The organism is Teredinibacter franksiae, assembly GCF_014218805.1.
In the GTDB taxonomy this organism is placed as follows: Bacteria; Pseudomonadota; Gammaproteobacteria; order Pseudomonadales; family Cellvibrionaceae; genus Teredinibacter; species Teredinibacter franksiae.
Genome location: NZ_JACJUV010000001.1, coordinates 3,612,667 through 3,637,460 on the forward strand (window position 1 = coordinate 3,612,667; position 24,794 = coordinate 3,637,460).

26 protein-coding genes are annotated in these 24,794 nt (G+C 47.3%); 15 read left to right on the top strand and 11 right to left on the bottom strand.

Annotation, left to right across the window (positions count from 1 at the left end; translation table 11 throughout):
* Positions 1 to 215: 215 nt before the first annotated feature.
* From H5336_RS15295 to hpf, 6 genes are all read right to left on the bottom strand, one after another.
* On the bottom strand, positions 216 to 1,223 hold the full coding sequence (locus H5336_RS15295; protein ID WP_185235120.1) for a LysR family transcriptional regulator: 1,008 nt from the start codon (positions 1,221 to 1,223) through the stop codon (positions 216 to 218).
* Between the two features lie 87 nt (positions 1,224 to 1,310).
* Entirely contained in the window at positions 1,311 to 1,889 is a 579-nt protein-coding gene (gene msrQ / locus H5336_RS15300) for a protein-methionine-sulfoxide reductase heme-binding subunit MsrQ (RefSeq protein ID WP_185235121.1), read from the bottom strand.
* Positions 1,889 to 2,875 carry a protein-methionine-sulfoxide reductase catalytic subunit MsrP gene (gene msrP, locus H5336_RS15305; protein WP_185235122.1) on the bottom strand — a complete coding sequence of 329 codons (987 nt, stop codon included), beginning with the start codon at positions 2,873 to 2,875 and terminating at the stop codon, positions 1,889 to 1,891. Before msrP ends, msrQ begins: the two co-directional genes overlap by 1 nt.
* Before the next feature lie 105 nt (positions 2,876 to 2,980).
* Entirely contained in the window at positions 2,981 to 3,487 is a 507-nt protein-coding gene (locus H5336_RS15310; protein WP_185235784.1) for an acyl-CoA thioesterase, read from the bottom strand.
* Positions 3,488 to 3,578: 91 nt separating this feature from the next.
* Positions 3,579 to 3,842 carry a DUF4404 family protein gene (locus H5336_RS15315; protein ID WP_185235123.1) on the bottom strand — a complete coding sequence of 88 codons (264 nt, stop codon included), beginning with the start codon at positions 3,840 to 3,842 and terminating at the stop codon, positions 3,579 to 3,581.
* Between the two features lie 95 nt (positions 3,843 to 3,937).
* Complete coding sequence (gene hpf / locus H5336_RS15320; protein ID WP_185235124.1) at positions 3,938 to 4,258, bottom strand: ribosome hibernation-promoting factor, HPF/YfiA family; 321 nt, start codon at positions 4,256 to 4,258, stop codon at positions 3,938 to 3,940.
* Positions 4,259 to 4,474: 216 nt separating this feature from the next.
* Here hpf and H5336_RS15325 point away from each other — a divergent pair, with 216 nt between their 5' ends.
* Positions 4,475 to 4,702 carry a DUF3820 family protein gene (locus H5336_RS15325; RefSeq protein WP_185235125.1) on the top strand — a complete coding sequence of 76 codons (228 nt, stop codon included), beginning with the start codon at positions 4,475 to 4,477 and terminating at the stop codon, positions 4,700 to 4,702.
* On the opposite strand, the gene H5336_RS15330 is transcribed toward H5336_RS15325, so the two are convergent.
* Positions 4,699 to 5,226 carry a zinc ribbon-containing protein gene (locus H5336_RS15330; RefSeq protein ID WP_185235126.1) on the bottom strand — a complete coding sequence of 176 codons (528 nt, stop codon included), beginning with the start codon at positions 5,224 to 5,226 and terminating at the stop codon, positions 4,699 to 4,701. The genes H5336_RS15325 and H5336_RS15330 overlap by 4 nt on opposite strands.
* Positions 5,227 to 5,352: 126 nt before the next feature.
* On the opposite strand from H5336_RS15330, the gene H5336_RS15335 reads away from it, so the two are divergent.
* From H5336_RS15335 to H5336_RS15365, 7 genes are all read left to right on the top strand, one after another.
* On the top strand, positions 5,353 to 6,114 hold the full coding sequence (locus tag H5336_RS15335; RefSeq protein WP_246439108.1) for a class I SAM-dependent methyltransferase: 762 nt from the start codon (positions 5,353 to 5,355) through the stop codon (positions 6,112 to 6,114).
* Between the two features lie 8 nt (positions 6,115 to 6,122).
* Positions 6,123 to 7,010: a hypothetical protein gene (locus H5336_RS15340; RefSeq protein ID WP_185235127.1), complete on the top strand. Its 888-nt coding sequence runs from the start codon at positions 6,123 to 6,125 to the stop codon at positions 7,008 to 7,010.
* 205 nt (positions 7,011 to 7,215) lie between these two features.
* Entirely contained in the window at positions 7,216 to 7,896 is a 681-nt protein-coding gene (locus H5336_RS15345; protein ID WP_185235128.1) for a TIGR00153 family protein, read from the top strand.
* Between the two features lie 47 nt (positions 7,897 to 7,943).
* On the top strand, positions 7,944 to 9,221 hold the full coding sequence (locus H5336_RS15350) for an inorganic phosphate transporter (RefSeq protein WP_185235129.1): 1,278 nt from the start codon (positions 7,944 to 7,946) through the stop codon (positions 9,219 to 9,221).
* A 189-nt stretch (positions 9,222 to 9,410) separates the two neighbouring features.
* A complete protein-coding gene (locus H5336_RS15355; RefSeq protein WP_185235130.1) occupies positions 9,411 to 10,313 on the top strand; it encodes a toll/interleukin-1 receptor domain-containing protein in 903 nt (300 codons plus the stop codon).
* Between the two features lie 10 nt (positions 10,314 to 10,323).
* Complete coding sequence (locus tag H5336_RS15360) at positions 10,324 to 11,571, top strand: ABC transporter ATP-binding protein (RefSeq protein WP_185235131.1); 1,248 nt, start codon at positions 10,324 to 10,326, stop codon at positions 11,569 to 11,571.
* A gap of 2 nt (positions 11,572 to 11,573) precedes the next feature.
* On the top strand, positions 11,574 to 13,514 hold the full coding sequence (locus H5336_RS15365; protein WP_185235132.1) for a hypothetical protein: 1,941 nt from the start codon (positions 11,574 to 11,576) through the stop codon (positions 13,512 to 13,514).
* Between the two features lie 51 nt (positions 13,515 to 13,565).
* Here the strand turns inward: H5336_RS15365 and H5336_RS15370 are convergent, their stop codons facing one another.
* Genes H5336_RS15370 through H5336_RS23045 form a run of 3 tightly spaced genes read right to left on the bottom strand, consistent with a single transcriptional unit; the run spans position 13,566 to position 16,012 of the window.
* Positions 13,566 to 14,906 (bottom strand): hypothetical protein, encoded by a 1,341-nt coding sequence (locus H5336_RS15370; RefSeq protein ID WP_185235133.1) that lies wholly within the window; start codon positions 14,904 to 14,906, stop codon positions 13,566 to 13,568.
* Complete coding sequence (locus tag H5336_RS15375) at positions 14,893 to 15,330, bottom strand: ExbD/TolR family protein (RefSeq protein WP_185235134.1); 438 nt, start codon at positions 15,328 to 15,330, stop codon at positions 14,893 to 14,895. Before H5336_RS15375 ends, H5336_RS15370 begins: the two co-directional genes overlap by 14 nt.
* Complete coding sequence (locus H5336_RS23045; protein WP_185235135.1) at positions 15,320 to 16,012, bottom strand: MotA/TolQ/ExbB proton channel family protein; 693 nt, start codon at positions 16,010 to 16,012, stop codon at positions 15,320 to 15,322. Before H5336_RS23045 ends, H5336_RS15375 begins: the two co-directional genes overlap by 11 nt.
* Before the next feature lie 320 nt (positions 16,013 to 16,332).
* Here H5336_RS23045 and H5336_RS15385 point away from each other — a divergent pair, with 320 nt between their 5' ends.
* From H5336_RS15385 to H5336_RS15410, 6 genes are read left to right on the top strand one after another with little or no spacing between them, the layout of a single operon-like run.
* A complete protein-coding gene (locus H5336_RS15385; protein WP_185235136.1) occupies positions 16,333 to 18,810 on the top strand; it encodes an efflux RND transporter permease subunit in 2,478 nt (825 codons plus the stop codon).
* Positions 18,811 to 18,823: 13 nt separating this feature from the next.
* Positions 18,824 to 19,612, top strand: coding sequence for an outer membrane lipoprotein-sorting protein (locus tag H5336_RS15390; RefSeq protein WP_313557410.1), 789 nt, complete (start codon positions 18,824 to 18,826; stop codon positions 19,610 to 19,612).
* A gap of 3 nt (positions 19,613 to 19,615) precedes the next feature.
* A complete protein-coding gene (locus H5336_RS15395) occupies positions 19,616 to 20,962 on the top strand; it encodes a DUF1302 family protein (RefSeq protein ID WP_185235137.1) in 1,347 nt (448 codons plus the stop codon).
* A gap of 32 nt (positions 20,963 to 20,994) precedes the next feature.
* Positions 20,995 to 21,684 (top strand): TetR/AcrR family transcriptional regulator, encoded by a 690-nt coding sequence (locus H5336_RS15400; protein WP_185235138.1) that lies wholly within the window; start codon positions 20,995 to 20,997, stop codon positions 21,682 to 21,684.
* On the top strand, positions 21,681 to 21,974 hold the full coding sequence (locus H5336_RS15405; RefSeq protein ID WP_185235139.1) for an acylphosphatase: 294 nt from the start codon (positions 21,681 to 21,683) through the stop codon (positions 21,972 to 21,974). The genes H5336_RS15400 and H5336_RS15405 overlap by 4 nt, the downstream gene beginning before the upstream one ends.
* A gap of 18 nt (positions 21,975 to 21,992) precedes the next feature.
* Positions 21,993 to 22,997: a nucleoid-associated protein gene (locus H5336_RS15410; protein ID WP_185235140.1), complete on the top strand. Its 1,005-nt coding sequence runs from the start codon at positions 21,993 to 21,995 to the stop codon at positions 22,995 to 22,997.
* A 106-nt stretch (positions 22,998 to 23,103) separates the two neighbouring features.
* Here the strand turns inward: H5336_RS15410 and H5336_RS15415 are convergent, their stop codons facing one another.
* Complete coding sequence (locus tag H5336_RS15415; protein ID WP_185235141.1) at positions 23,104 to 23,889, bottom strand: DUF481 domain-containing protein; 786 nt, start codon at positions 23,887 to 23,889, stop codon at positions 23,104 to 23,106.
* Between the two features lie 124 nt (positions 23,890 to 24,013).
* Here H5336_RS15415 and tsaA point away from each other — a divergent pair, with 124 nt between their 5' ends.
* Entirely contained in the window at positions 24,014 to 24,763 is a 750-nt protein-coding gene (gene tsaA, locus H5336_RS15420) for a tRNA (N6-threonylcarbamoyladenosine(37)-N6)-methyltransferase TrmO (protein WP_185235142.1), read from the top strand.
* The last annotated feature ends 31 nt before the right edge of the window (positions 24,764 to 24,794 follow it).

A 24,794-nucleotide genomic window follows, 5' to 3' on the forward strand; every position in this document is an offset into this window, starting at 1 on the left:
GGCTTGTGCGCCAAGGCTGGTCAGACCAATTATTATATATCGACTCTAAAAATAGAGCCAAGGAATCCTTTTGTTATAGCAGGATTTTGGCGGTAGTGAGGTGTTAGCGCTGAAGAAAGTACGATTGGGAGAAATTTTACAGTACCAGAGGCTTTTATAGGGTAGCACAGCGCTGCGGTACCCTATCGAGTTGCGGGTGTTCGCCAAGTTTGGGTTTACGGTGAGACCGTCGCTTCTTCTAACTCCCGATTGGTGCGGTGCTCAAAATTTGGTCGAATACTGGTGTCGGCGTGCTCGTGAGCAACATCGGCCACCAAACGGCGTAGCCACTGGTGCGCAGGGTTAAAGTGCAGTAGTGGGCTCCATGCCATGGTGAGTTCCAATGGCGGAATACCAAATGGCGGTGGAACAAATACTAAGTTTGGATTGTGCTTCTGTAGTTGTGCCGCTTTACTCGGCAGGGTTACGATCATTTCGCTTACTTCAACCATTTGCAGGGCGGCTTGATAGTGACGGGTAAATACACTGATATGGCGCTTCTTGTCGATACAGTTCAGTGCAGCGTCCACCCAGCCGAGTCGCTGAACATCATCGGGGTTCACACCAACATCGACCCCCATACCGGTTTTACTTACCCAGATATGCTGGGCTTCCATATAACTATCGAAATCAAAGTTGTTGGCGATGGTGTTGTCTGCTGCGAACACACACTTGAAGTTGTCTCGCCATAACAGCGTTTGGTAAAAGGATTGAGGCAATTCGTCGAATCGGTTAATGACAAAGTCGACAAAGCCCTGTTCAACATCGTGTGAACTAACATCACTGGGGGCCATAATGTCGATGGAGATATGCGGTGCCATTTCTCGCAGTTTTGCCAGCACTAAAGGCATCAACGCCGATTCGCCGTAATCGCTTACGGCGATACGGTAAAAATGTTCACTCTTTTCTGGCGCGAATTTATTCACTGGCTGAACGACTTGTTCTACCTGTATTAGCAAATCGCGTACATGGGGTTCCAGGTGTTGAGCACGTTCGGTAGGCTTCATACCTTCGCTGGTACGCACCAGTAAGGGGTCGTCGAACAATTGTCGTAAACGTTTGAGTGCGTTCGACATGGCCGGTTGAGTAATGCCCAAGAATTCTGCCGCTCGAGTAACGCTTTTCTCCCGTAGCAGCACGTTCAGTGCGACCATCAAATTGAGGTCAACGCCATGTAGATTCATCGCCGTATCCGCATTCAGTTAAATTATAGTAGGGGTATAACTAAGGTATACGCCTGTATGAATTTGGAAACACCGAGATAAATCAAATTAATGTCGAATAGGGTCTTTTAGTGCGAAAAGGTATAGCCTGTGCCCCAAAACCAGCGCTAGCCATAACGTATAAATCACGACTTCCGCGTAGTCGGCGCGTATTAGCCAGATGTAGTGTGCGATGGCCAAAATACCTATAACGTAGATGAGTTTGTGAAGGCTCAACCAGCGGTGGCCGAGACGGCGGCGCATGTTTTTGGTCGATGTTATGGCTAGCGGTGTGAGTAGCAGCCAGGCGCAAAACCCGAGAGTTATGTAGGGGCGGTCGAGTATGTCGTCCCACACGTAGGCCAATGAAAGGGATTGGTCGAAAACCCAGTAGATGCAAAAATGCAGGCAAACGTAAAAGTAGGCGTACAGCCCTGTCATACGTCGGTAGCGCATGACCTTTTTCCAATTGAAGAGGTTTTTAAGGGGCGTGTGACTAAGGCTGACAAGTAGGCAGATAAGCGCCCATTTACCCGTTTCGTGGGTGAGGGCCTCCACCGGGTTGGCGCCTAGCCGGTGGGTGAGTAGCTGCCATACCAGAAGTAGTGCAGGGGATAGAAGTGTGAAAAATAGGGCTGCCCTTAGCATCAATACAATTTCTTCAGGTCCATGTTTTTATACATATGGGCCACATCGGCTGCGTAGCCATTAAACATTTCAGTGGGCGCTTTAAAAAACTCACCAATACGGCGTTCACGTTTTTGGCTCCACCGAGGATGGCTGACTTCGGGGTTTACGTTGGAATAAAAGCCGTATTCGTTGGGGGCGATCATATTCCAGCTGGTTTTGGGCTCGGTTTTGCTGAAGCGAATTTTGACGATGGATTTAATGCTTTTGAATCCGTATTTCCAGGGTACGACAAGGCGAATAGGTGCGCCATTTTGATTGGGTAGTTCTTTGCCGTACAAACCAACGGCCATAAAGGTTAAGGGGTTCATTGCTTCATCTATACGCAGGCCTTCGCGATAAGGCCAGGAAATGGTCGATCGCCTTTGCCCTGGCAGGGGGCGACTTTTGTCGTAAAGGGTTTCAAAGGCAACATACTTGGCATCACTGGTGGGTTCAAAGCGTTTAAGTAAGTCGGCCAGAGGAAAGCCTGTCCAAGGGATAATCATCGACCAGGCTTCAACGCAGCGCAGTTTGTATATGCGTTCCTCAAAGGCGTGAGGTTTGAGTATGTCTTCCAGAGTGAATTTCCCCGGTTTTGCACATTCCCCTTCTACTACGATATGCCAGGGGTCGGTTGATAAGGCACTGGCTCGGTCGGCTGGATCGGTTTTGGCTGTGCCCAATTCGTAGAAGTTGTTGTAGGTGGTAACGTCACCTAGGCGTGTAAGGGCTTCTTTGTGTTCTTTTGTTCGTGGTGCAGAGGTTATTTTTGCCTGCCATGGTGTGGTTTTCGCGTGAGCCCATTGCGGTAAATAGCCCGCCAAAGCTGCAGCTCCGGCGTACATCCCGGTGGACATAAATTTTCGTCGCGATAAGTATAGGTTTTCGTCTGTAACCTGATGTTCGCTATACCCGTATTGTGGGTGTTTAGGGATGAGTGGAAAGCGGGGGCGGGAAGGGGGCATGGCATAAACCTCTTTATCGTACTGCTAGATAAGATCCCCGTACTCGGAATTGGTTCAGTTGGGTATGCAAGCTTGGGCGACACTGTGGGTGTCGTCCATTAATGTTTATTTTGGCAGTTTTATTCGGCAGTTTTCTTTTTTCAGTTTGGTTGCTTCTACGGCAAAATCCAGTTCAGCACCTAGTTTTTCAAAGTCTTCGGCATAACGGCGCTTGGCCTGTTTACGGTATTTCCCTTTGATAAAACGACGAACCTCGGATTCGGTCTGTAAAGCAAGGCCAGGCACTTCCACGGGTTTTCGGGTTTTCTCGTCGAGGGCGACCATACTAAAGTAAGAGGTATTGGTGTGTTTGCACAAACCTTCTTTAAAGTCTTCAGATTCCACTCGAATGCCCACTTCCATAGAGGAGCGACCTACATAGTTAACCGACGCATAGAGGGTGGCAAGCTCACCAACTTCTACGGGGTTAAGGAAATTAACGGAATCCACCGATGCTGTTACACAATAGGCTTTGGCGTGGCTGGCGGCGCAGGTGTAGGCGATTTTATCCATAAGCGAAAGGATAATCCCCCCATGTACTTTGCCACCGAAGTTGGCGTAGGACGGCACCATCAGTTCTTTGAGAATAACTTGTGAATCGGAAACGGGTCGATAAATGTTAGTCACAGGCAAGCTACTTGTGTTGAGTTAGACAAAAGACGGTTTAGATCCCCATTTTACTCAACGAATCGATAATGTCGCGAACATAACGCTCAGCAACCGGATGATGTACCGCAAACCTTGATTCAAGGTTTGTCAATAAATCGGTGATTTCGTTACTGTCCTGGCTGCGCTCAATAACATCCTGCAGCTGGGCATCGAGGTTTTGCAGCAGCTCCAGTGCCTCAACGTCTGGCGCATCGGCTTTGCCTAGTTCATCGAGTAACTCACCGGCGAGGGTTTTCAATCTGCTGGTTTCGTCGGTCATAGCGGTGTGCCTCTGACGAATGATGGTTTAGGGAGAGTTCGCAATAGGCGCAACTCTCCCTGTCAGTATAGAGGGCTTAACGGGTCTTCGTCGGCCTAGAGTTCCTGGGTTTTCATCGGGTTTTCGTGTTGATGGGCTTTTACCGACCCCTTGCGGTGGCTTAGCGCGGCCTCCAGTTTTTTCGCAGAGCCGGCAATGGCTGCGTACAGATCTTCGTTAGAGGCGTGAACGGAAACGGGGGCGCCCAGATATTGGGTTTGGGCTTCAACTTTTTGCTCGTTTTTTTCAACTGTGACGATAACGGACAAAGCGTCTAGTTGGGGGAAATGGCTGTGTACCTTGGTGAATTTGTTATTTACGGAGTTGCGGATACCGTCAGTGATATCGACATGGCGACCAGAAATATTTATTTGCATATAACCTTTCCTGTTGTTGTCCTCAGGGTGGACTTCGTGGCACATGTAGAGGGGTTGCTAATGGCTTCCCCAGAGGGTTGATCGTGATAAGTGATCAACAGCTTCTAACCTATGGGGTTAGAAGGGGTTTTTCAAGCACCTGTGCCGCAGATGTTGTCGCGGCGCAATATTTTCTGTTGAATAGCGTTCTTTATTCGTCAAGGGAATTAGATCTCCATGCTGGAAAAGCGACATTTGATTAAACTCGCAAACATGGCAATGCCGTTTGGCCGTTACAAGGGCCGGGTACTGATTGACCTGCCGGAGGAGTACTTGCTCTGGTTTTCGAATAAAGGCTTTCCTCCGGGGGAGCTAGGTGAACTATTAGCGTATGCACTAGAGATTCAGGTAAATGGTCAAGAAGCTATTCTTGATCCCTTGCGAAATTACCCCGAAGTTCATTAGCCTTCGGGGTTGCTGCTAGTGCGTATGAAGTCTGTGGCATGGCAGCTGGGGCATGGGGGAATGTTACCGGTTTTGCGAAAATGCATTTCTTTTTCGCACTTGCGGCAGCGGAGAATCCCTGGCGCGGTTATCTGCCCTGTGTGATAGCTAGAGCCCGATTCAGCCCAGTCGGCCAGCTTTGAAAAAAGGTCGCTAGCGCCATGGGCAACAGAAGCCGTGAGATCTAAAAAGCCTGCCTGCAGGTTTTCTAAGTTCTGTTTGCTAAATTGTTTCTTTGCCTGTTCGCTGAGTTCTTGGAAGTGTTTGGCGGATTGTTCCAGGTCGCGCCTGAGGTAATATTTTAGGTGCGCGCTTTCTTTTTGGGTGATTTCACCGAGTTTCACAAAATGTTCTCGGGAGGCCTCTATGGCTTTTTCCAGTGCTTCTAGCGACTTTTCACTGGAGTCGTTAAAAATCTCTCGCGCTCGCGTAGCCATCTTTTCGTACGTGCGTGCGAGCTTGTTGTCGTCTTTCTCGTCATTCATGGTGCTTGCCCGTCAGAGGTTTCCTTTCTGAGTGTAGCCCATAGTCTCGATTCTTTAACCTTTAAGGTATTACTATGGCCGCTTTCCCACAACAACGTTAGTGTAGACAAACCTAAGGAAATTCTCATGAGAATAATATCTGCAGCAGGTTGTATGGCCGTTTTGTTTCTTTGCCCCCTGGTGTTTGCGGGCGACCATGCGGCGCTGAAATCCAAAGTTGAAGCCGCTATGGCGGATGATAGCCGCCCGGAAAAGCAGGTAAAACGCGATGCTAACCGTAAACCTCTGGAAACCTTGAGTTTTATGGGGTTGAAAGATGATATGAAAGTGGTTGAGCTGATTCCTGGTGGAGGTTGGTATACCCGAATTCTTGCGCCAACACTGAAGGATAAGGGCGAGCTTTGCGTGGCCTACGGAACCAATTGGATGGGCGACCTGTTACAGAAACCCGGTTTCGATAAAGTTACCCTGCTGGCCCCCGAGAGCAAAGTGTATAAGCCGGACGGAGCGCGTTTTTATAAACTGGAAAACGAAGCGTCTGGGTTAACGGACGCCGATATGGTGCTTACCTTTCGCAATTACCACAATTTTGATGCGTACAGCCGCAAACGCATGAACGATGAGGTGTACAAAATGCTGAAAGTCGGCGGTGTTTACGGTGTTGTCGACCATACTCGTCGGCATTTGGAACCCGATAATGATCAAAACCGTCGTCGTTTTGACCCGGTACTGGCCATTAAGGAAATTCAAGATGCGGGATTTGAACTGATAGATTTTACCGATTTACACTACCGCCCCGCGGATGAGTTGAAGCATGAAGTTGGGCATAAAGACGTAACCGGTAAAACCGATCGTTGGACCTTAAAATTCAGGAAGGTTAAAAAATAATCAACCGATTGACTTCCAAGCGATTGTTGCTTTCAATCGTTCATCGGCTGTGCCCCGTTATTGCGGGGTTGTTCTTGGTCATTGGTAACGCTGCAGCGGCCTTGGCGAACGAAGGCAAGGCGGTTCAGGCGAGAATGGAACGTGACCTGCGAGCGGGTAAGCCGCTGGTTGCCCATGTGGTGGTTGCCTTGTGCGACAACGCCTCCCAGGGAATAGTGCCGGTAAGCGCTGAACTGGGAAACGGCGATGTTCCTCGTACCAACCTATACTGGGGCGCGCTCTATGGGGTGAAAACCTATTTTTCAGGTAAGCCTGAATGGCAGAAAGTCACGCTGAAAAGCCCCGACGGCGATGCTATTCTCGAGCGTGTTGCGTTTAAATCAGTGCTAGATCGTAACGGTAAGCCGACAGAGGTTTATGTTGTTGCTGACGCTTGGAGAGGGAAAAATATACGTCAGGCTATCCGGCGTTATCTTGAATACACGGCGGGTGATTACAGTGAGCAGCTTCGAGTAGAGCACAATGGCCAGGTGGCTACGCTTAATGCCGGTGGTGGAGCACAGCTTCATGCCTATGTTGGGCATAATGGTTTGATGGAGTTTTCGTTGCCTGCAATGACTTTGTCGAGTACTACAAAAGGCGCGAGTAGTGCAATTATTCTGGCCTGTACCAGTAAAACCTATTTTGACCCTCACCTATACCGCGCAGATGCGCATTCGTTGCTAACGACCACCGGGCTTATGGCTCCGGAAGCCTATACTTTAGAAGCGGCGATTAAGGCATGGTTTACCGGCGCTAGTGCCGAGGTTGTGCGCGATACAGCCGCTAAGACTTACGCTGGGTTTCAGCAAGCAAATCCTGCTTGGGCTCGGCGGTTGTTCTCATTCGAGCCCTAAGCTGGTTAATATGTGGCCTGCTTCCGTGGCCGGCTTATTATGTATGTCTTTAGGGCACCTGTATTCTAAAATGTGTCACCGATACTCTTGTTCTGCGTACTCAGCTGGCGTTGATTTGCTATTGATCAAAAAATACCTGTCACCTGAATGAGATTAATGTGTAATATGCGCGCCAAAGGTGCTCAGCTTGCTAGGGGAAATAGCTATGAAAATAAAGAATCCGCTCACTGAGATGTTTGGCCGTTCGCCCATCAAGCCGATGGAAGAACATATCGCTGTAGCCGAATTAGCGGCCAATGAGTTAATTGCCTTCTATGACGCCAGTGTTATAGAGGACTGGGCTAAGGCCGAGGCCTGCTACAACCGTATCAGTGAAATGGAAGAGCGTGGCGATGAGATGAAAAAGCAGATTCGCCTGCATCTGCCCAAAAGTCTATTTTTACCTGTACCGCGCTCGGACCTTCTCGACCTGCTGACCAAACAAGACAAATTGACTCACCGCTGCAAAGACATAGCGGGTTTGATGCTGGGCCGTAAAATGGTTTTCCCGTCATCACTACGAGAGACTGTGCGTGAATACTTGCAAAGTACCGTGGCAACCGTTGCCCAAGCTCGTAGCGCGATTAACGAGCTGGATGAGCTTCTAGAAACCGGCTTTGGCGGTCGTGAGATGGAAGTTGTCGAGAATATGGTTGGCGAACTGGATGTCTTAGAGCAGAGAACCGATCAGCAGCAAATAGTCATTCGCGCGGGGCTTTTCAGAATTGAATCCGAGCTGCCGCCGGTAGACGTTATCTTTTTCTACCGCATTATCGAGGGGATTGGCAATTTGGCTGATCGCGCCCAAAAAACCGGCGAACGCTTGCTACAGCTACTCGCACGTTAAACCATAAGAAAGCTACCACGCTTAGAATTTCGTGAGGACAAATTAACATGTCGATCCTGGCTGACTACGGCACCATCTTGTTGGTGTTGGGATGTATATTTTGTGTGTTTATGGCCTGGGGCGTGGGTGCTAATGATGTTGCTAACGCAATGGGAACCTCGGTTGGCTCCGGTGCCCTAACGATCAAGCAAGCCATATTTATCGCTATGGTGTTCGAATTCTTAGGGGCCTACTTGGCCGGTGGTGAGGTTACCTCCACCGTACGCAAAGGCATTATCGACCCGGCAGTAATGGAAACCACACCGCACCTATTGGTTTATGGCATGCTGAGTGCGTTGCTCGCTGCAGGTGTGTGGTTGGTTATTGCTAGCATCCTCGGTTGGCCGGTTTCTACCACTCATTCAATTGTAGGGGCTATTGTCGGTTTTGCTGCCGTTGGTATTTCTACTGATATTGTTGCTTGGGGTAAAGTGGGGACAATTGTTGGTAGCTGGGTAGTCTCTCCCGTGCTGGCGGGAAGTCTGTCGTTTCTTCTGTTCAAGAGTGTGCAATGGCTGATCTTTAATAAAGCGAACCCAGAGCAGGCCGCCCGGCGTTATATTCCTGTCTATATGTTCTTGGTGGGTTTCCTTATTTCTATGGTCACGATGGTAAAGGGCCTAAAGCACGTATTAAAAGACAGCGGCTTTAAACTTAGTTACTTTGAAAACATTGGTATTGCCTTCGTGATGGGCCTGATTGTAACCGGCATTGGCCTCTACTTTCTGCGTCGTGTTGATACCAGTGAGGCCCCCGACCCCGATAACCGCTTTGCTAATGTTGAAAAAGTGTTCGCTGTACTGATGATCTTTACGGCCTGCTCTATGGCATTTGCCCACGGCTCCAATGATGTCGCCAATGCTGTTGGGCCACTCGCGGCGATTGTTAATGTTGTGAAATCTGGCGCTATCACCTCTCAATCGTCTATGCCCAGTTGGGTGCTGCTGTTAGGGGGCTTGGGTATTGTGGTGGGTTTGGCCACATACGGTTATCGTGTTATCGCCACCATCGGCAGAAAAATTACAGAATTAACGCCAAGCCGAGGCTTTGCGGCTGAGCTGGGTGCAGCGGGCACCGTGGTATTTGCGTCGGGCATGGGCTTACCTATTTCCACTACGCACACGTTGGTTGGAGCCGTATTGGGCGTAGGCTTGGCTCGCGGTATTGGCGCGCTCAATCTAGGGGTTATCGGCTCCATATTTATGTCTTGGATTGTGACCTTACCGGCCGGTGCTGGCTTAGCAATATTCTTCTTTTATGTGTTCAGGGCAATTTTTGGCGCGTAATAAATCTGCGCCAGGCGTATCCATTAACATATTTATCATTATCTAGGCATAGGCCTTTTTAGCTTTAAGGGCTGCAGCAAGAAGAAATTCGGCTGAATAACGCCCTGCTTACGCTATATTTCTTGTGTTAAAACAATAATGGCGGTAATTTTATACCCGTTTGCATACTGCTCACGGATAGCCAGTTAAATGACCGTCGATACCGACTGCTCTCAAACCAAGCGCGTGTTTATATCCTACAGTCACAGGGATATGGATGCTCGTCGCTTTATCAGCAACAACTTGGTCGCCCAGGGTGTTGAGGTGGACGTGGATGAAGAGTCGCTAGAAGCTGGTGAAGGCTTATCCAGCTCCCTCCGAGTTTTAATTTCTCAATCAGACTTTACCGTTTGCCTTGTGTCTAAGTCGAGCCTGCAATCTACCTGGGTAATGTGGGAGATTCATCAGGCGCTTGCGCAAGATGGTGATGTTGGCGGCAGTAAGCTCCTACCGTGTTTCCTTGATGACTCTTTCCAAGATCCGAATGTGATCGATGCAATCGGCGAAAATATTGCAGAAGAAATTAAGCGCATTAACCTGCTTCGAGAAAAAGCCATTGCGGAAAATATGGCCGATGATCATTTAAGTGATCGTCGTAATAGCTTAATCCGTTTTCAAAACGACCTACCTCAGCTGGTGGCCAAATTATCGGCTATGAATGTTGTTGATCTTACGTCTGCAAATTTTGATTCGGGCTTTCGTCAGCTCTACAAAAAAATTACCGGTCGAGATGAGCTAACTGTCAGCTTAATGGATGTAAATGATGTCGCTCACGGCGACTATCAGTCCCGCATGGATATTATTTTCGACGAGATTAATAATAATCACACCAAGGAAGCCGCCAAAAAGGCAATGGACCTGGTACGTGAATTTTTGTCTGGAGCGAAAGCGCTGCTGCGCAAGTTGGGGTTGCTGTGTGCTTCAATTGTTCGCCTGGAAGAAGCCTTTAACGAGGGGAGGATTGCCTTCGACGAGTACGATAAACGATTACAGCAGTCGGCCATGGAAATTATGGATTTACTGCCGGAAAGCCCAGCGCTAACAGGATTTTAAGGACTTCTGAATGAATGATATTCGGCAACGAGCAGACAAGTTATTAGGTGATCTCTCCGAGCGAAAGCGAGGTTATCAGAAGCGTTTGGTCGATTTCGTGCGAGAGTATTCTGGTGATCGTAGTTTGGAAAAAATCGTCATTAAATCCAATTTTGGGTTGAATGTCAGTGATCTTGAAAAAAGTCAGTCGGCGGAAGATGATATTCGAAACATCGTGAACCAAGTTGTCCAAGGCTATTCCCGAGATAAAATTCGAGAAGTGCGTGGTCAGCGCCTCAAAAATGAAGCGCCAGCGCTTAAGTCTTTGATGGAAGAAAAAAAGGTCGCGTTTTCCTGTAAAGGTCTCACTAAGAATTTTGGGGGGAAGTTTACACTTTCACCCATTTCTCTGGAATTGCGTAAAGGTGACATTACTGCAGTCGTTGGTGAAAATGCCAATGGTAAAACAACTTTCTTTAATCTTGTGGCGGGGTTAATTAAGCCTAGCGCCGGTGAGTTAAGTTATCCTTGCCTTACCAGTAAATTGGCTTCCGATGTAGACTGGGTAGAAGTAAAAAACAAAATTGCTTATGTTCCCCAAGAGTTACCCAGTTGGTATGGCGACCTGGAGGCGAATCTTCAATATGAAGCGGCTTCCCACGGTGTAACAGGCGAAGAGAATTGTCGTGAAGTTGATTTCGTTATTGATAGGTTAGGTTTGCGAGATCATCTGAAAACACGCTGGAAAAAGCTTTCGGGGGGAACTAAATTTCGGTTTGCTTTGGCGAAGGCATTGGTATGGAAGCCAGAATTGATGATTCTGGATGAGCCGTTGGCCAATCTGGATGTGAATGCGCAATTATCGGTACTGCAAGATATAAAAAGCCTTGCTACCAGTGTCGTGCACCCCATTGCTGTGTTTATTAGCTCTCAGCATATTCATGAAGTTGAGTCTATTGCCGATAATATGCTTTTTCTTCGCTATGGAACCCCTGTTTTTAATGACAATGTTAAGCGCCTGGGATTGAATCGAACGGCCAACGTATTTGAAATAGGCTCTAGTTTAGCGCCCGGCGTATTTTCCAAAATCTTTCCCGAAGTAATGCCTATAGCCATTGATTACAATGGTATGCACTACGTGGTGACATCGGATCTGGATATTACGGCAGAGACTATTTTACAATTACTCATTAATGCCGGAGCACCACCGCACTACTTTCGTGATATTAGCCGATCATCAAAACGTTTATTTAATCAGCGCGCTGTGCAGGCAGCATAGTTATGGCTGTGTCTTTTCGTCGGCTACTACTATTGTCTAACCCACTATCGCAATGGCTTCGAACCTCTTTCCCTCTGGTTTGGCGTATCCGGATTTTCTACCCGCTGTTCCTTGCTAGCTTAGTTGTGCTGGGGTTCTATTGGTATGAATTGCCCGTTACACGGCTCAGCGATGTGCCTTACTGGGTGTACCTAGAAAAACAACTCAATGCTCGCCAGTTTTCCTGGCTGATTGGTCTTGGTGTTTTGAGTTGTATCTGGGTATTTCAGGTTTTCAAATATCCGCTTTTGGATGGCCGCGCGAGCCGGAATATGATTACCTGGGTGGTGGCGTTATTGTTGGCGCTAATTTTATTTGGTAGCCCATTTGCTCATGTACATAACCGTTTGATGAATATGTCTGCGCTTTATGACGAGAGTGCAGTTGTGGAAGATAAGCGTGTGTTAGCGGCTATGTGCAGCAGTAAATTACAGCTTGCGGACACGGAGTACCAGGGCTTTTTTGAGCGCTGGCAACAGTATCGAGGGGCTACGGCTGAGCTAAATTTTCAGACGCTCTACTCTGGCCAGAAAGGTGAGGGATTATTGTTCGAGGGTGGTTCGGACCAGTTGCCTTTGGACGCTATATCGCGTGAATTGGCAGGGCGAGGGAAAAAAGGTGGTTCAGAACAAGGTCAATGGGGGGAGCGAGAGGCGGCAGTCTTATTTCAGTTTTGCGCTAAATATAACCCTCAGGTTGTGGCTAAGTTGAAACGCGCAGAGCCCGATACTGTGTTGCGGTTTGAATATTTAGGTGAAGGTGTTGCCGGCTGGCATTTCAGTGCGGGTGTTAGCGAGCAGATTGAAACACTTGAACACGCATATCATTATCGGCAGCTAGTTCTGAAAGGCGGTTTACTTGCGTTTCTCGTCTATCACCCACTTCTGGGTGTGTATTTCCTTGCCTCACTATCACTTAGTATCCTTGTTGTTGTTATCTCCAACCGTGGATTTGGCTCCTTTGCTGTCTGCCAAGAATTTATTGCCTACCGGTACTCACAGTTTAGAAAAAAGCTGAACTTAACTCGGCTCGAATATTATTTCAGTCAAAGGATGCCCCGTATGTGGGCGATGGGTAATCATAACCTGATACCCGACCTTATTCTTGGGGCCGTCGCGGGTTTTTTGATTCCTTTGTTAATGCTGTTTTTAACAGAAGACGAAGATGTAAAAATGATGGGGGTATTCTTCGGCGCATTCATGGCCATGCTGCTTTATAGCGCTTACCGTTGTGTACGATTGAGGCGATACCATGTCCCAATGGCAACCTACCCCGAAGCGTTCGTGCAGGTTCTTAGCGCGCTTGTCTTTCAGCTGCCTTTTTATGTGTCGTTAATTTTAGTGTCTCAGTTGGGCTGGTGGTTACACGAAGACGTCTCTAGCGAGCTGACCGGTTTGGATGGCGCCGCGATTTTTTCGGCAATTGTCGGTTGGGCTGTGTTGTGGTCTGTGGTGGTGATGTTTGTTTCCAGCTTTAGTCGGGATGTTGTATCTTTGATTTTGGTGGTAATAATTCAGCCATTGATTATTGCAATGCTTATCGGTGTGGAGGTTGAGCCAGGCGATACAGCTAGTTACGGTTTGTTTTTGCTGATTTTGTGTATGCTGTCTGGGTTTTTACCAGTGTGTAATCGCTTTCACAAATGGATAGTATTAATTTTTCTTGCGCAATTAAATCTAATGATCAGTTTTGCCTTGTTTGGTGATGACAACACTTACAGCCTGACTAATATGGTTGAATCTATTTTGCCCGAAGTTATGGGTGAGTTGGAGTCTCGCTGGGGTTACGAGCACTATCAGGCCCTCTTCTTTGCTCTTAATCCTCTGGTTACTATTGTGATTTGGTTGCCGGTGGCAGCAGGTATGTTGCGACGTATTTATGTGTTTGAGTCGCGTCCAATTTAGTTCTACAGAGGTGAATTCAATTGTAATAAATTGGGTTTACCAAAAACTAGGTTAACCCTCAGACACGACAATAGAGAAAGCTGCTCGTTGTACGCCATTTTCTAGACGAAATAAAAATTGATTTCTGCCTTTTTTTAAGGTGATTCTTCTGCGACCTTCACTCACCATCCACACCTTTTGTGCGTTGGAACTTTGCCAAACAAGAATGTCGTTTATCCAAAGCTTGGATTGGTCGTCACTGCCAATATTAAGCCAGACATTCTGCTCGCTATCGCTTAAGACCTCTGTGTAAGCATAATAGATAGCGAAGTCAGTGAATTCTGGTGGGATAATCGGTAGATGATCGTATTCTATATGTTGCCATTTTATCAGCCTGTTGTTGTCGCCGATGTACATTGCATCTAAATCAACACCTGTTTCCGGGGCGAAGCGCGTGTGTAAATTCGCTCGATCTTTGTTGGGGTAGGGGCCAATAAAATACCAGGAATCCAAAATTAACCATTGGGTTTTTTCACCGTTGCTGTCGAGTTTTCGCGAAAAAAGAAATCGTCTATCCTGTCGATTATTGGGCGGCACTTTCAGCTGTTTGCGCTTTGATGGACTTTCGCCCTTGTCTGCGTCTAGCTCTGGCGATAGAAAAGGAGTCGCGTGATAGTAGCGCTGCATTTCTGACACTAGATCTTGCCGGTTACCGCGAGACAAATTATTAAAGTGCTGTTCAACGGCGAGCGGGTTGTTGGTGTCATAGGGCGCTGAGCCACCGCTGTTGTCTTTGCTCTGCGACTGAATGTTATGGCCTTCTTGTTTTGCCTGTTCAGACATTTGTATTTTATCGAAAATTGTTCGTGCTTGGCGTTGATTAATGGCCGTTTTTTGTACCATCTCTTCTGCTGTGGGTTTGTGCGCTTGCTTTTCGCTAATACTATTCTGTTCTTTCTTTTTAGTTGTCTCGTTGGTTTCGGGTGTTTCGTTGCCGGGCTCAGCGCTACGTTGTTCTTCTTGGGGTAATTGTTTTAGCTTTTCCTGCAAATAGGTGTTCTCAATTGTTCTAATATCGGCGAGCAGCTCCTCAGATTCTGTGTACAGTTGCTCTATTGTTTTATTTTCGGCTGCACCCTTCTCAAATTCGGTGATCTGATTGTTGTTGTGGGCGAGTGCATCGAGGTTTTTTTTGATGTGCTCCATGTCGTCAATACGCGATTGCATCGCTTTTTTGTAACTGTCGTGGGTGTAATGAAGGGCTTCTACGTGTTCTGCTGCGCTAACGGTGTTCGGCGTTAGGTGCTCAAGGTTAGTTGCCACAAAATAGATGGCCGCGGCATGCAGATACACGGAAATGACCCAGTAGGGATTCTTATTCTTAGACGGTTTTACAGGTTTAGTACTCCACATCAGAGGCTGCCCGAATGCTAATATTTCGCAGGCCTTCGAATTCGCATAGATCTATTAGATGAACGATATGCTGTAAAGGCGTGTTGCGGTCACCGTCAATGCGAATATTTTGCTGCGGATTTTTCTCTGCGATGGCCTTTAGGTTTACGTGTAGTTCAGAGGTGTTAATGCGCTGATTATTGAGGAAGATATGCCCCCTCCTATTGATAGCAATAACGGTAGTGGATGCTTTGTGGTGGAGGGCTCCTAGCGCAGCCGCCGAACTGGGTAGCTGAATCGATAGCTCTTCAATGGGGTGATCGTCTTGTTTTTGCTTTTCGAAGGTGGTGGCAACGAGAAAGAAAATAAGTAGAAGGAATATACAGTCAAGTAATGGAGCTAGGTTGGGCTCGAGGTTTTCCTGGTCGTCCAGATCAACCCTCATCGTTGTGCCCCCCGGCAAACCAGTCGCTGGTTAACTGGTTTATTTCCTCTTCCAGAGCGATGCCGTAAAGTACTGTACGGTTCTTAAAGTAGTGGTGAAACCCCAGTGCGGGCAGTGCTACCGTAAGGCCTGCGGCTGTTGTTAGTAGAGCTTTGTAAATACCGTCGGCCAGAAGTGAAGCGTCGCCTATAGTTCCAGACTCGGCAACGACATAAAAGGCTTCGATCATACCAATAACCGTACCCAGCAAGCCTGCAAGTGGTGCGATAGTAGCAACGACGGCTAACGGGTAGGCGCGTTGCATATGTTTGCGCAGCTCCATTGATGCAATATCGCCAGCGCCAGTGGAGATAATGTTTAGGCTGTGTTTTCTGTGTCGGTGAATAAAGGCCAGCACCTTCGATAGGGTGCTGTTGTCGGAGTTACACAGGTCTGAAATGGCGCTGTGTTGACCCTGTTGCCAGAGGGCGTCAACCCTTGCGGTAAGGTTAGCGGGAACAACATATTTTTTTTGTAGTTGAGAAAAACGTTCGATCACCACTGCTGCAGCAAGAATGGATAGGCAGAAGATAACCAAACCGGTAATGCCAAACAGGCTGAGGGCTTTGCTGGCGTCTAGGTCGAAAGCGAAAGCGGGGGCGGAGAAAAAAAGGAAAAAGGCGGGCACGGTTCGGTGCAGCATGGGGTTGGATACTCCGTTATCACGTTAGTGCAAGCGACGATTGTAGGCTGAGTGGTAATGCCGAATCAAATGTACTACATGTGTTAAGCGTTATCTTGCCTATGCTCGAGCAGGTAAAGCGTGATGAGGTTGTCGTTAATACGCGCCAAATTCCTGTCGAAGGCCTTGCAATATAAACAGTGTTAACATATATTTGCACTGTAAATGAACGCTGTGCATATTTGGTTGCGGCCTTCGTTAGAGCGCACTTAATAGGGTGCACATACAGTTTTCGAATCTGGGTCTATCGCCCGGTTCACTGCAGGAAAGGAGTTCATGTTATGAATCGATTCAGCCTTGGCTGGGCCAGTAAAATTGTTGAATACCGCAAATGGGTGTTGGCGGTGACCGCGTTATGTATTTTTGCCGCGCCACTCTCGTTTAATCGTTTACACCACGACAATTCCAACGAAAGTTATTTTGTTGAAAATGATCCAAACTTACAGGCATTCGATCGCCTAGTGGATCTATTTGGCGATCCGAATTACCTGCTGGTAGGCGTTGAAGCACGCGAACAGGATAGGGATCTTTTCAATGTTGAAACGATCACTATGATCGACGAGATCAGTAATTTTCTTGAAGATCATCGCCATATCACCCAGATTCGTTCATTAAGTGAGTACCAGTACACTCATGATGATAATGGCATGATGGCAACCGACGACCTCTTTGAGTATGTGGAAGATTTAGAGCAACAGCCAGAAATATTGGATGATGCTCGAGGTGTTATGGCGACAGAGCAGTTGGCACTGGAAGCATTGATTACACCGGATTTTAGACACACACAAATCGTCGCCCGCGCGGTTTATTTACCCGGTGAAAATGTCCACAACGTAGAGCTGGTGAATGAACTGCTCGCCTTTATTGTAGAAAATGGCTATCGCGAACAGGGTTTCGAGCTTCACTTATCGGGCATGCCGGTAATAGGTGAGCGTTTTGAAACGTTGACACAGCGAGATATGGCCTGGATCAACCCGGTAATGGGTGTGGTTATGCTGGTTATCCTGTTTGTTATTTTTCGGTCGTTTTTTGCCATGGCCGTACCCATTGTGGTTATTATTGCCACCATGCTGCTGGCCACCAGTATTCAGGGGTGGCTCAAGTTTCCCTTTACGGCGGTTAACTCCGCTTTAATTCCCACTGTAATTATTTTGTGTATTGGAACCTGCGTACATGTGCTGGTGGAATTTTTTCAATTCCGCTTTGCGGGCCATGAGCCGAAGGTGGCGGCCAAAGAAGCTGTTAGCGACCTGTTTTTTGCCGTGTTGTTTACCTGTGTTACCACGGCACTGGGTTTTATTGCCCTTTCGGTAACGGAGTTAAAGCCTGTGCGCGAATTTGCATTGCTAGCGGCACTCGCGCCCATGCTGATTTTTCTGCTGTCGATGACCACGCTACCCGCTATCCTCAGCTACGTCCCCTGGGTGCCGCGCAACAAGCGTAAGCAACTCGAAAGCGGAAGTGAGAGCTTGGAAGATATTCTTACGCAGGAAACTGTGTCTAAAAAATCGCCCATGCTTTGGTTAACGCACCACATTCCAGTGTTTACTTTACGCTATCGAAAGCCGCTTGCTGTAGTGGGCGTACTGATTACCGTGTTCAGCTTCTACAGTATTTCTCATATTCGGGTTGATTCGAATATTGTCAATTATTTTAAGAAAGACAGCTGGATGAACCAAGATCTTTTCTATTTTAACGACAATTTTAAAGGCATTACCAATTTAGAGGTAGTGGTTGATACGGGGGAAGAAGGCGGTATTAAAAACCCTGAAATTCTCCAGCGTATCGATGCTATGCAAACGTGGCTGCGTGCATTTGATGAGACAGGAAAGCCAACATCGATTATTGACTTTTTTAAACAAATAAATCAGTCGCTAAACGAAGACAATCCGGATTTCTTTCAATTGCCGACAAGCCGAGAAATGGCAGCGCAATTTTTGCTGTTGTACGAAAATACCGGCCCCAATGAAGACTTGAGCGATCTGAAGGATTTTAATGAGCAGTTTTTACGTGTGCAGATCCCCGTTCTGAATATGGATGAAGTCGATACTACGCAATTTATAGAAAGAATTAATCAGGGCCTCGAACAGCAATTTGCTGATTTGACGATAGATCTTACCGGAAACCTGATAATGAACAACGCACAGAACCGCTATGTTAACAATGGAATGTTCCAGTCATTCGGTATTGCGATTGTTGCCATAGGGTTGTGTTTTATTCTGCTTTTTCGTTCGTTTAAGTATGGCACCATCGCGCTGGCACCGAGTATTGTTCCGGTCATTTTAACGGGTGGGCTAATATCCTACGCAGGTGTTGCGATGGATTTAGGCACAATGATTGTAGGGGCGATGACCATTGGTATAGCCGTTGATGATGCTATTCATTTAATGAGTCGTTATCTGCTCATGCGCCGTCGTGGCTATAACGTTCATGAAGCTGTCCAGTTTTCGATGAATAGCTCGGGAAGAGCGGTGGTGTTAACCTCCATTATATTGGTTACAGGCTTCTCGGTGATGTTACTTGGGTCATTTGTGTCGTACATCTATGTAGGGCTTTTCTCTGCAATGATTATGTTGTTTGCGCTTCTTGGAGACATTATTTTTATGCCCGCGTTACTGTATTTGGTCGATGGGGATAAAAGCACGATTGCGGCTGTATTGAATAGGGCGTCCAGCGAAGGTGAAAGCCGGGGTAAAGCTAAGGCGCCAATAGCCCAGCATTCATCTGCGGTTGTAACAGACAGAAATACGACTATATAAGGAGTGGTTTAACGTGAAACATATACTAGCAGCGACTGTGTTTATTTGGGGTGCGGTTTCGGCTCATGCACAAACGGCCGACGACATAATGAAAAAGGTGGACGATCGCTACACGGGGGATACCAGCACGTCGGATGCAACACTGGTGTTGATCGACAAGAAAGATCGCCAGCGGGTACGAGAGCTCAGCCTTTATTCGATAGAAAAAGACGATGTTGAAAAATCGATTATATTTTTTCGCTCGCCGTCTGATGTGAAGAATACATCGTATATGTCGTTTGACTGGAAAGCCGAAGCGAAAGAGGATGATTCTTGGTTATATCTGCCTGCATTGCAGAAGGTTCGTCGTGTTGCAGCGTCGGATGAGTCTGGTTCTTTTATGGGTAGTGATTTTGCGTATGTTGATATTAATGGTACAGACTACGAAGATTTTGATTACACCTTGGAGAATGAAAGTGAGCCTGTCGATGGTCACGATTGTTGGGTTGTTAAGTCGATACCGAAAAATGAGGCCGTAATTAAAGAAACGGGTTATACGGAATCGGTTTCTTGGGTGCGCAAAGACAACTACATGGTTGTGAAAGCGGTTATCCAAGTGAAAAAAGGTAAACGAATCAAATACTTTGCAGCAAAAGATATTGAAAAAATACAGGGTGTATGGACAGCGCAAACTTTACAAATGGTGACTACTCGTAGAGGTAAGCGTGAGCACAGTAGTGTGTTTAAAGTGCATAATTTGAAGTACAACCAAGGTGTAGATGAATCAATGTTCGATACTCAGGCGATGCAGCGGGGTTTGTAGTCGATGCCGCAATTAAAAAACGCCGTATGGGCTATCGGGTTTCTTGCCTGTACAGCCGTGGCTAACGAAGACTTCTTCGATAGTGTTGAAGTTGAACTCGATAACGAAACAGAGCAAGATTCGACCATATTGTCTCATCGTGGTTATGTCCAGCTTATCGGCAAATACGGCTTGCAGGACCCTGACCCCAACTTTCCTTTTGCGCGAGACCGGGCCGCGCTTGACCGGGTGAGGACGGATGCTTTTATTGAGCTGCGTGGCGAGGCATCGGACAATGTTTACTGGCAGCTTAGCGCTAAAGCAGAACTCGACTGGTTGCAATGGCAGCAGGGCGAAAGAGACTGGACGTTGCACCGCGAAGACCTGCGTCTAAAAGATGCGTATTTAGATGCAAGTTTCAACAACGGCCTGTGGTTGCGAGCGGGTAATCAGGTGCTCGCCTGGGGAGATTCCGAAGGGCTGACGATTACCGATGTGCTTAGCCCGGTAGACTCTCGAGAGCCGGGGCAGGCAGAGCTGCAAGATTTACGCGAACAAATACCGGCGATCATGGTTTCACTCCCCAGCGTGGGGGGCAAGCTGTCTACGGTCGTCACATACCAGGCTGGCCACAACCTCTACGCCGACAGTGACCAAGCGTTTTACCCTTATATTGCGCTAGTCGGCAGTGGTGTAACGCTTACCGAGCAGGCGCCTGAGGAGGAGTGGGAGTTGGCGGTGCGCTGGGAGCGGCAGTTCAATGGTGGTGATGTATCACTTATGGCTGCTGAGGTGAACGATAACGCGTTTGCGGTAAAGGACATTCAGGTTGTCAATGCTACGCCCTTGGTAACACTGAGCCAAGAGCGTATACGGGTAGCTGGGGCAACGATGAATCGAGTATTTGGCGATTGGTTATTGCGTGCTGAACTCGCACACTACTGGGATCAACCGGTGGAACTCGGCGGTACGCTTCCGTGGGTAACACAAAACCAGTGGCGCAGTATGGCGGGTATTGAATACGCGGGTATCAATGATCTTACGATCACTTATGAGGCTAGTTCAATCTTCGCGCCAGAAGTGGCTTCGGTATCTTTAAACGATACTATTGAAACGCCGCAATGGCAGCTTGGCCATGTTTTCCGGATGCGTCATACTGCACTTAATGAGCGCTTCACCCATTCGCTGTGGTTAATGGCATTAACCAGTGATGACACTCAGCTGGCTCGGTGGGATATGAGCTACCAATTGTCTGACAAGTGGACGCTAGCGCTCGCGGCAATCGGCTACCGTAACCGCAACCCGGCATCCATGCTGTATGCCTTCCGAACGAATGATACGCTCAACGCTTCGGTAAAATTGAGTTTCTAGAACCCGAAAGGCTTCTTTATTGTGAGGTTTTTTTGCAAAATAGTAAGGCCACCAAACAGAACGGTAGTTATCACCACGGTAATCTCAAGCGGGCTCTGGTTGATGCCTACATAGAGCTGCTGGAAACCGTCCCGGTAGAAAAGTTGTCCCTGCGCAAGCTAGCCGGCCACGTGGGGGTTGCGCCAACGGCTGTGTACAATCATTTTGCTGATAAAGAAGCGCTGCGCTCAGAAATCAAATTACGTTGTCTGCGACATTTTACTGAATACCTCAATAATAGTTCTGAAGGCGAAGAATCACCGGAAAAGCGTATCCGTAATCTTGGCCGAGCTTATTTTCAATATTCGGTTGAGCACGTGCGTTACTTTGAAATGATGTTTCAAGATGAATTGCCCGATGAATCGATCACGCAAGAATTGATCGATGCATCAACGGCGGCGGAAATGTCTGTGCGTTCTGCCGTTGTTGATTTATTGCGGAAGCATAATCTGCCATTGAATCCCTATACAGAGGGGTTGGGTACTTTTACTTGCTGGTCTCTGGCGCATGGGGTTAGCGCGCTGGCGGCTAAACATGTGAACCATAATGCGTGTATGTCGGGTCGCTGGCCGCAAGAATTTATGCTGTGCGACAAAGAAAGCATTAAAGCTTCTTTTGGCGCTATGACCGACGTTCTCGTTGCGGGCCTTATTAGCACGGCAAAGGATTACGCAAGTAAATGATCTGTTATTACAAAATAATCGGGCTGGTGCAGGGCGTTTGTTTTCGGGTCAGCACACAGGAGCAAGCAGCAGCATTAGGGTTACAGGGGTGGGTGCGTAACAGCTCCGATGGTGCTGTTGAGGTGCTGGCAAATGGCTCCCCCGATCAGTTACAAGTGCTCGAACAGTGGCTCAACAAAGGGCCAACCTATGCAAAAGTAGCGGCGGTTGATATGCGTGAAATAGCGCCAACCGATCCCGACTACGCTTCATACGCAAACCTGTCCGCAGGTTTCCATATTACTTACTAACTTCAGTGTTTCTCTCACATGCCTGTTACTAACTTTATTGCGCATCGCGTGCAGCGGTTATCACCGTCTGAAAATTGTAAAATTCAATTACGTTCCGAAGAGTTCAAGCTAAACGGAAGAATCGAAGAAGTTTTTCGAGAGTTAAAACAATCTTATCTTAAACGTTTAGGTAAGCAGTATGGCCGATTCTCAGACGATATTGGCCAGTTTCCGCTTTCGAGCTGGATTAAGGAGCTGTTGGAAGACAAAGTCAGTTTTGTGAAATTTACAGAACAGCTACTTACGCAGCTCAGGAGCCTATTTGATAGTGGCGAATTTTCTGTAGAAGGCCATTTTTTTGTCGCACTGGAAAAGCTGGAAATCGGAAACAGTATTTACTGCTTCTGGGCGCATCAAAATCAAGCTGCAGCATTGGATGGCGAGCTGAACTTCAGTGACGTGCAAACGCTAGAAACGGCGAATGTTGCCTGGGCAGCAAAAATTAATATTGAAGAGTGGGTAAGTGGAGCTTCGCAGCATTACTTAGGCGTAATTGCTTGGCGTGGCGAAAAAGAAATTTCCGACGCGTTGCTCGATGTAATAGGGTTTACCGATAGGGTAGACACCAAAGCCGATACCGAGGTGTTTCTAGAAGCCGTTGAAAGCTATGTGGGTAAACTCTCGGAAGAAGAGGTTTCACCGGCTCGCGATAAAATTGTGGAGTACTGTCTTGAGCAAGACAAATTAGGGCAAGCCGTGGAGCTGTCTGAGTTGTCTCGAGAGGTGAATACCGGTGCGCCTAATGAATTCTATCAGCAGTTGCAAAGCCATAACCCTAAAATAAAAAAGGAATTTATTGCCGACCGTGGGCAGGTAAAGAATTATGTGCGTATCAGCGGCCGTGATGAGTTAATGAGCATGAGCTTTGCTTCGGATTGTCTCGGAGAGACGATTGTTTATGATGCTGAGACAGATAGCCTGACTATTCGTAAAATTCCCTCTGCATTGAAGGCGCGACTAATGAAGCACCTTAGGGAAGGGTAGTCTTTTCTCGTTAACGGGGAGGGGTAAGCGGGAGTACGTGGAGAAACAGTACAGATAATATTGGATGCTCATTCGAAGCGAGCACCCAATACGCGTAAAGCCTAACTTAGTAGGTATAAACCAAAGTGACAGAGCTCTGAGTGTCTGTTTTGTCGAACTCCGGTTGAACGACAGAGTTATGACTTACAGTAAAGCCAGCTTTTAATGCAAAAGAGCCGTTGATAGCCGTTGTAAGCGCTGTTTCTGCTTTAGTTTTAGTGTTTTTATCGGTGTCTGGAGATATTTCAGAGCTCAGTGTTTGGGTGAACTTTGCATGGTCAGTGATTTGCCACTTATAGTTGGCTGAAATACGCAATACCACGTTTTCGGACTTAACCCCTTCTTCCGTTACAATACCGTTTGCGTCGGTAATATCATCCGTTGTGGAGAGAGCTAGACCCGGGCCGACGTTGTAGAGTAGTTGTTGGTTTTCAGTTTTGAAAAGGCGGTCAGAATAACCCGCTGCTATAGTCCCTTGGTATTCATAGCCACTAAATTTATCTTCCTCGTAAGAGGCGAACATGAATAGGCCGCGGTGTTCTTCATTTAGCTTGTAGTCGCTTTGGGCTGAGGCGAAATATTTTTCGGCGTCTACCCTGTCTTCAGTCGATGGCACATCATCTATTATAATATCGACTTGGTTTTCCTTGTAGAAAGCCTCGACAATATAATTGTTCAACCATTTATCGAGGTTGTGCTTGATATCAAGCTTTCCTTTGAAGGCAGTTGATTGGGTGTTACCGGTGGTGATCAGGGCTCCAACTTCAGCTTCTGCTTGAATGGGTTTTGTCTCTTCAGCAGCAAAGCTTGAAATAGATAAAACTGAAGTTAGCGAGGCGACCAAAAGTCTCATGAGGTGTCCTTCTATGGAGTAGTATTGGGAGATTGAGTTTAATGTTTAGAAACTAAAACAATCGTACATAAACCGTTTTTTTACGGCCGCGATTCTGACAGGATAAATACAGAAAACAACCTCTATGGATAAAAAAAAAGCTATCGAATCGTTCAATTTTCCCGTCATTGGTCGCGTCCATTCTTGTTATAAAGAAAAATTTGGAATTCCACGCCAATCAGGCCTGGTTACAGCAGCGCAGGCACGTATTGAAATAGTTTCGCCCTACAATAATTCCGAGGCTTTTTATGGCCTAGAACACTGTAGCCACCTCTGGTTACAGTTTGTGTTTCACCGAAGTCTAGAGCATCAATGGCGACCGCGCGTGCGTCCACCACGGTTGGGTGGCAATAAAACTTTAGGGGTGTTTGCAACTCGCTCTCCGGTCAGGCCATCGGCGCTAGGGCTATCGGTTGTCGCATTGGACCGTATTGAGACTGAACGGGAGCTGAACCTCTATGTTCTTGGCGGCGACCTGCTTGATGGCACCCCTATTATCGACATTAAACCTTATGTGCCTTATGTGGATTGCATAGATAGCGCCAAAAACGCTATTGCCGATACCCCTCCCGCCCTTTTACCTGTGTATTTTTGCGCTAAAGCAGAAGAACAGCTAAGTAGTATAGAAAACAGCCAGCAAAGGCGCATAATTATTGAGCAGGTTTTACAGCAGGATCCTCGACCTAGTTACCAAAAAACAGACGGCGGCCGAATATATGGCATGAAAATCTTTGATTTCGACCTAAAATGGCGTTATTTAGAGTCGAACTGCGGCGATCTAATAGAAGTGGTTGCTTTAGATGGCGATGAATCCGGCAATCGTTCCGATTGCTGAAAAACCAACCATTTGCGCTATATCAAATTTC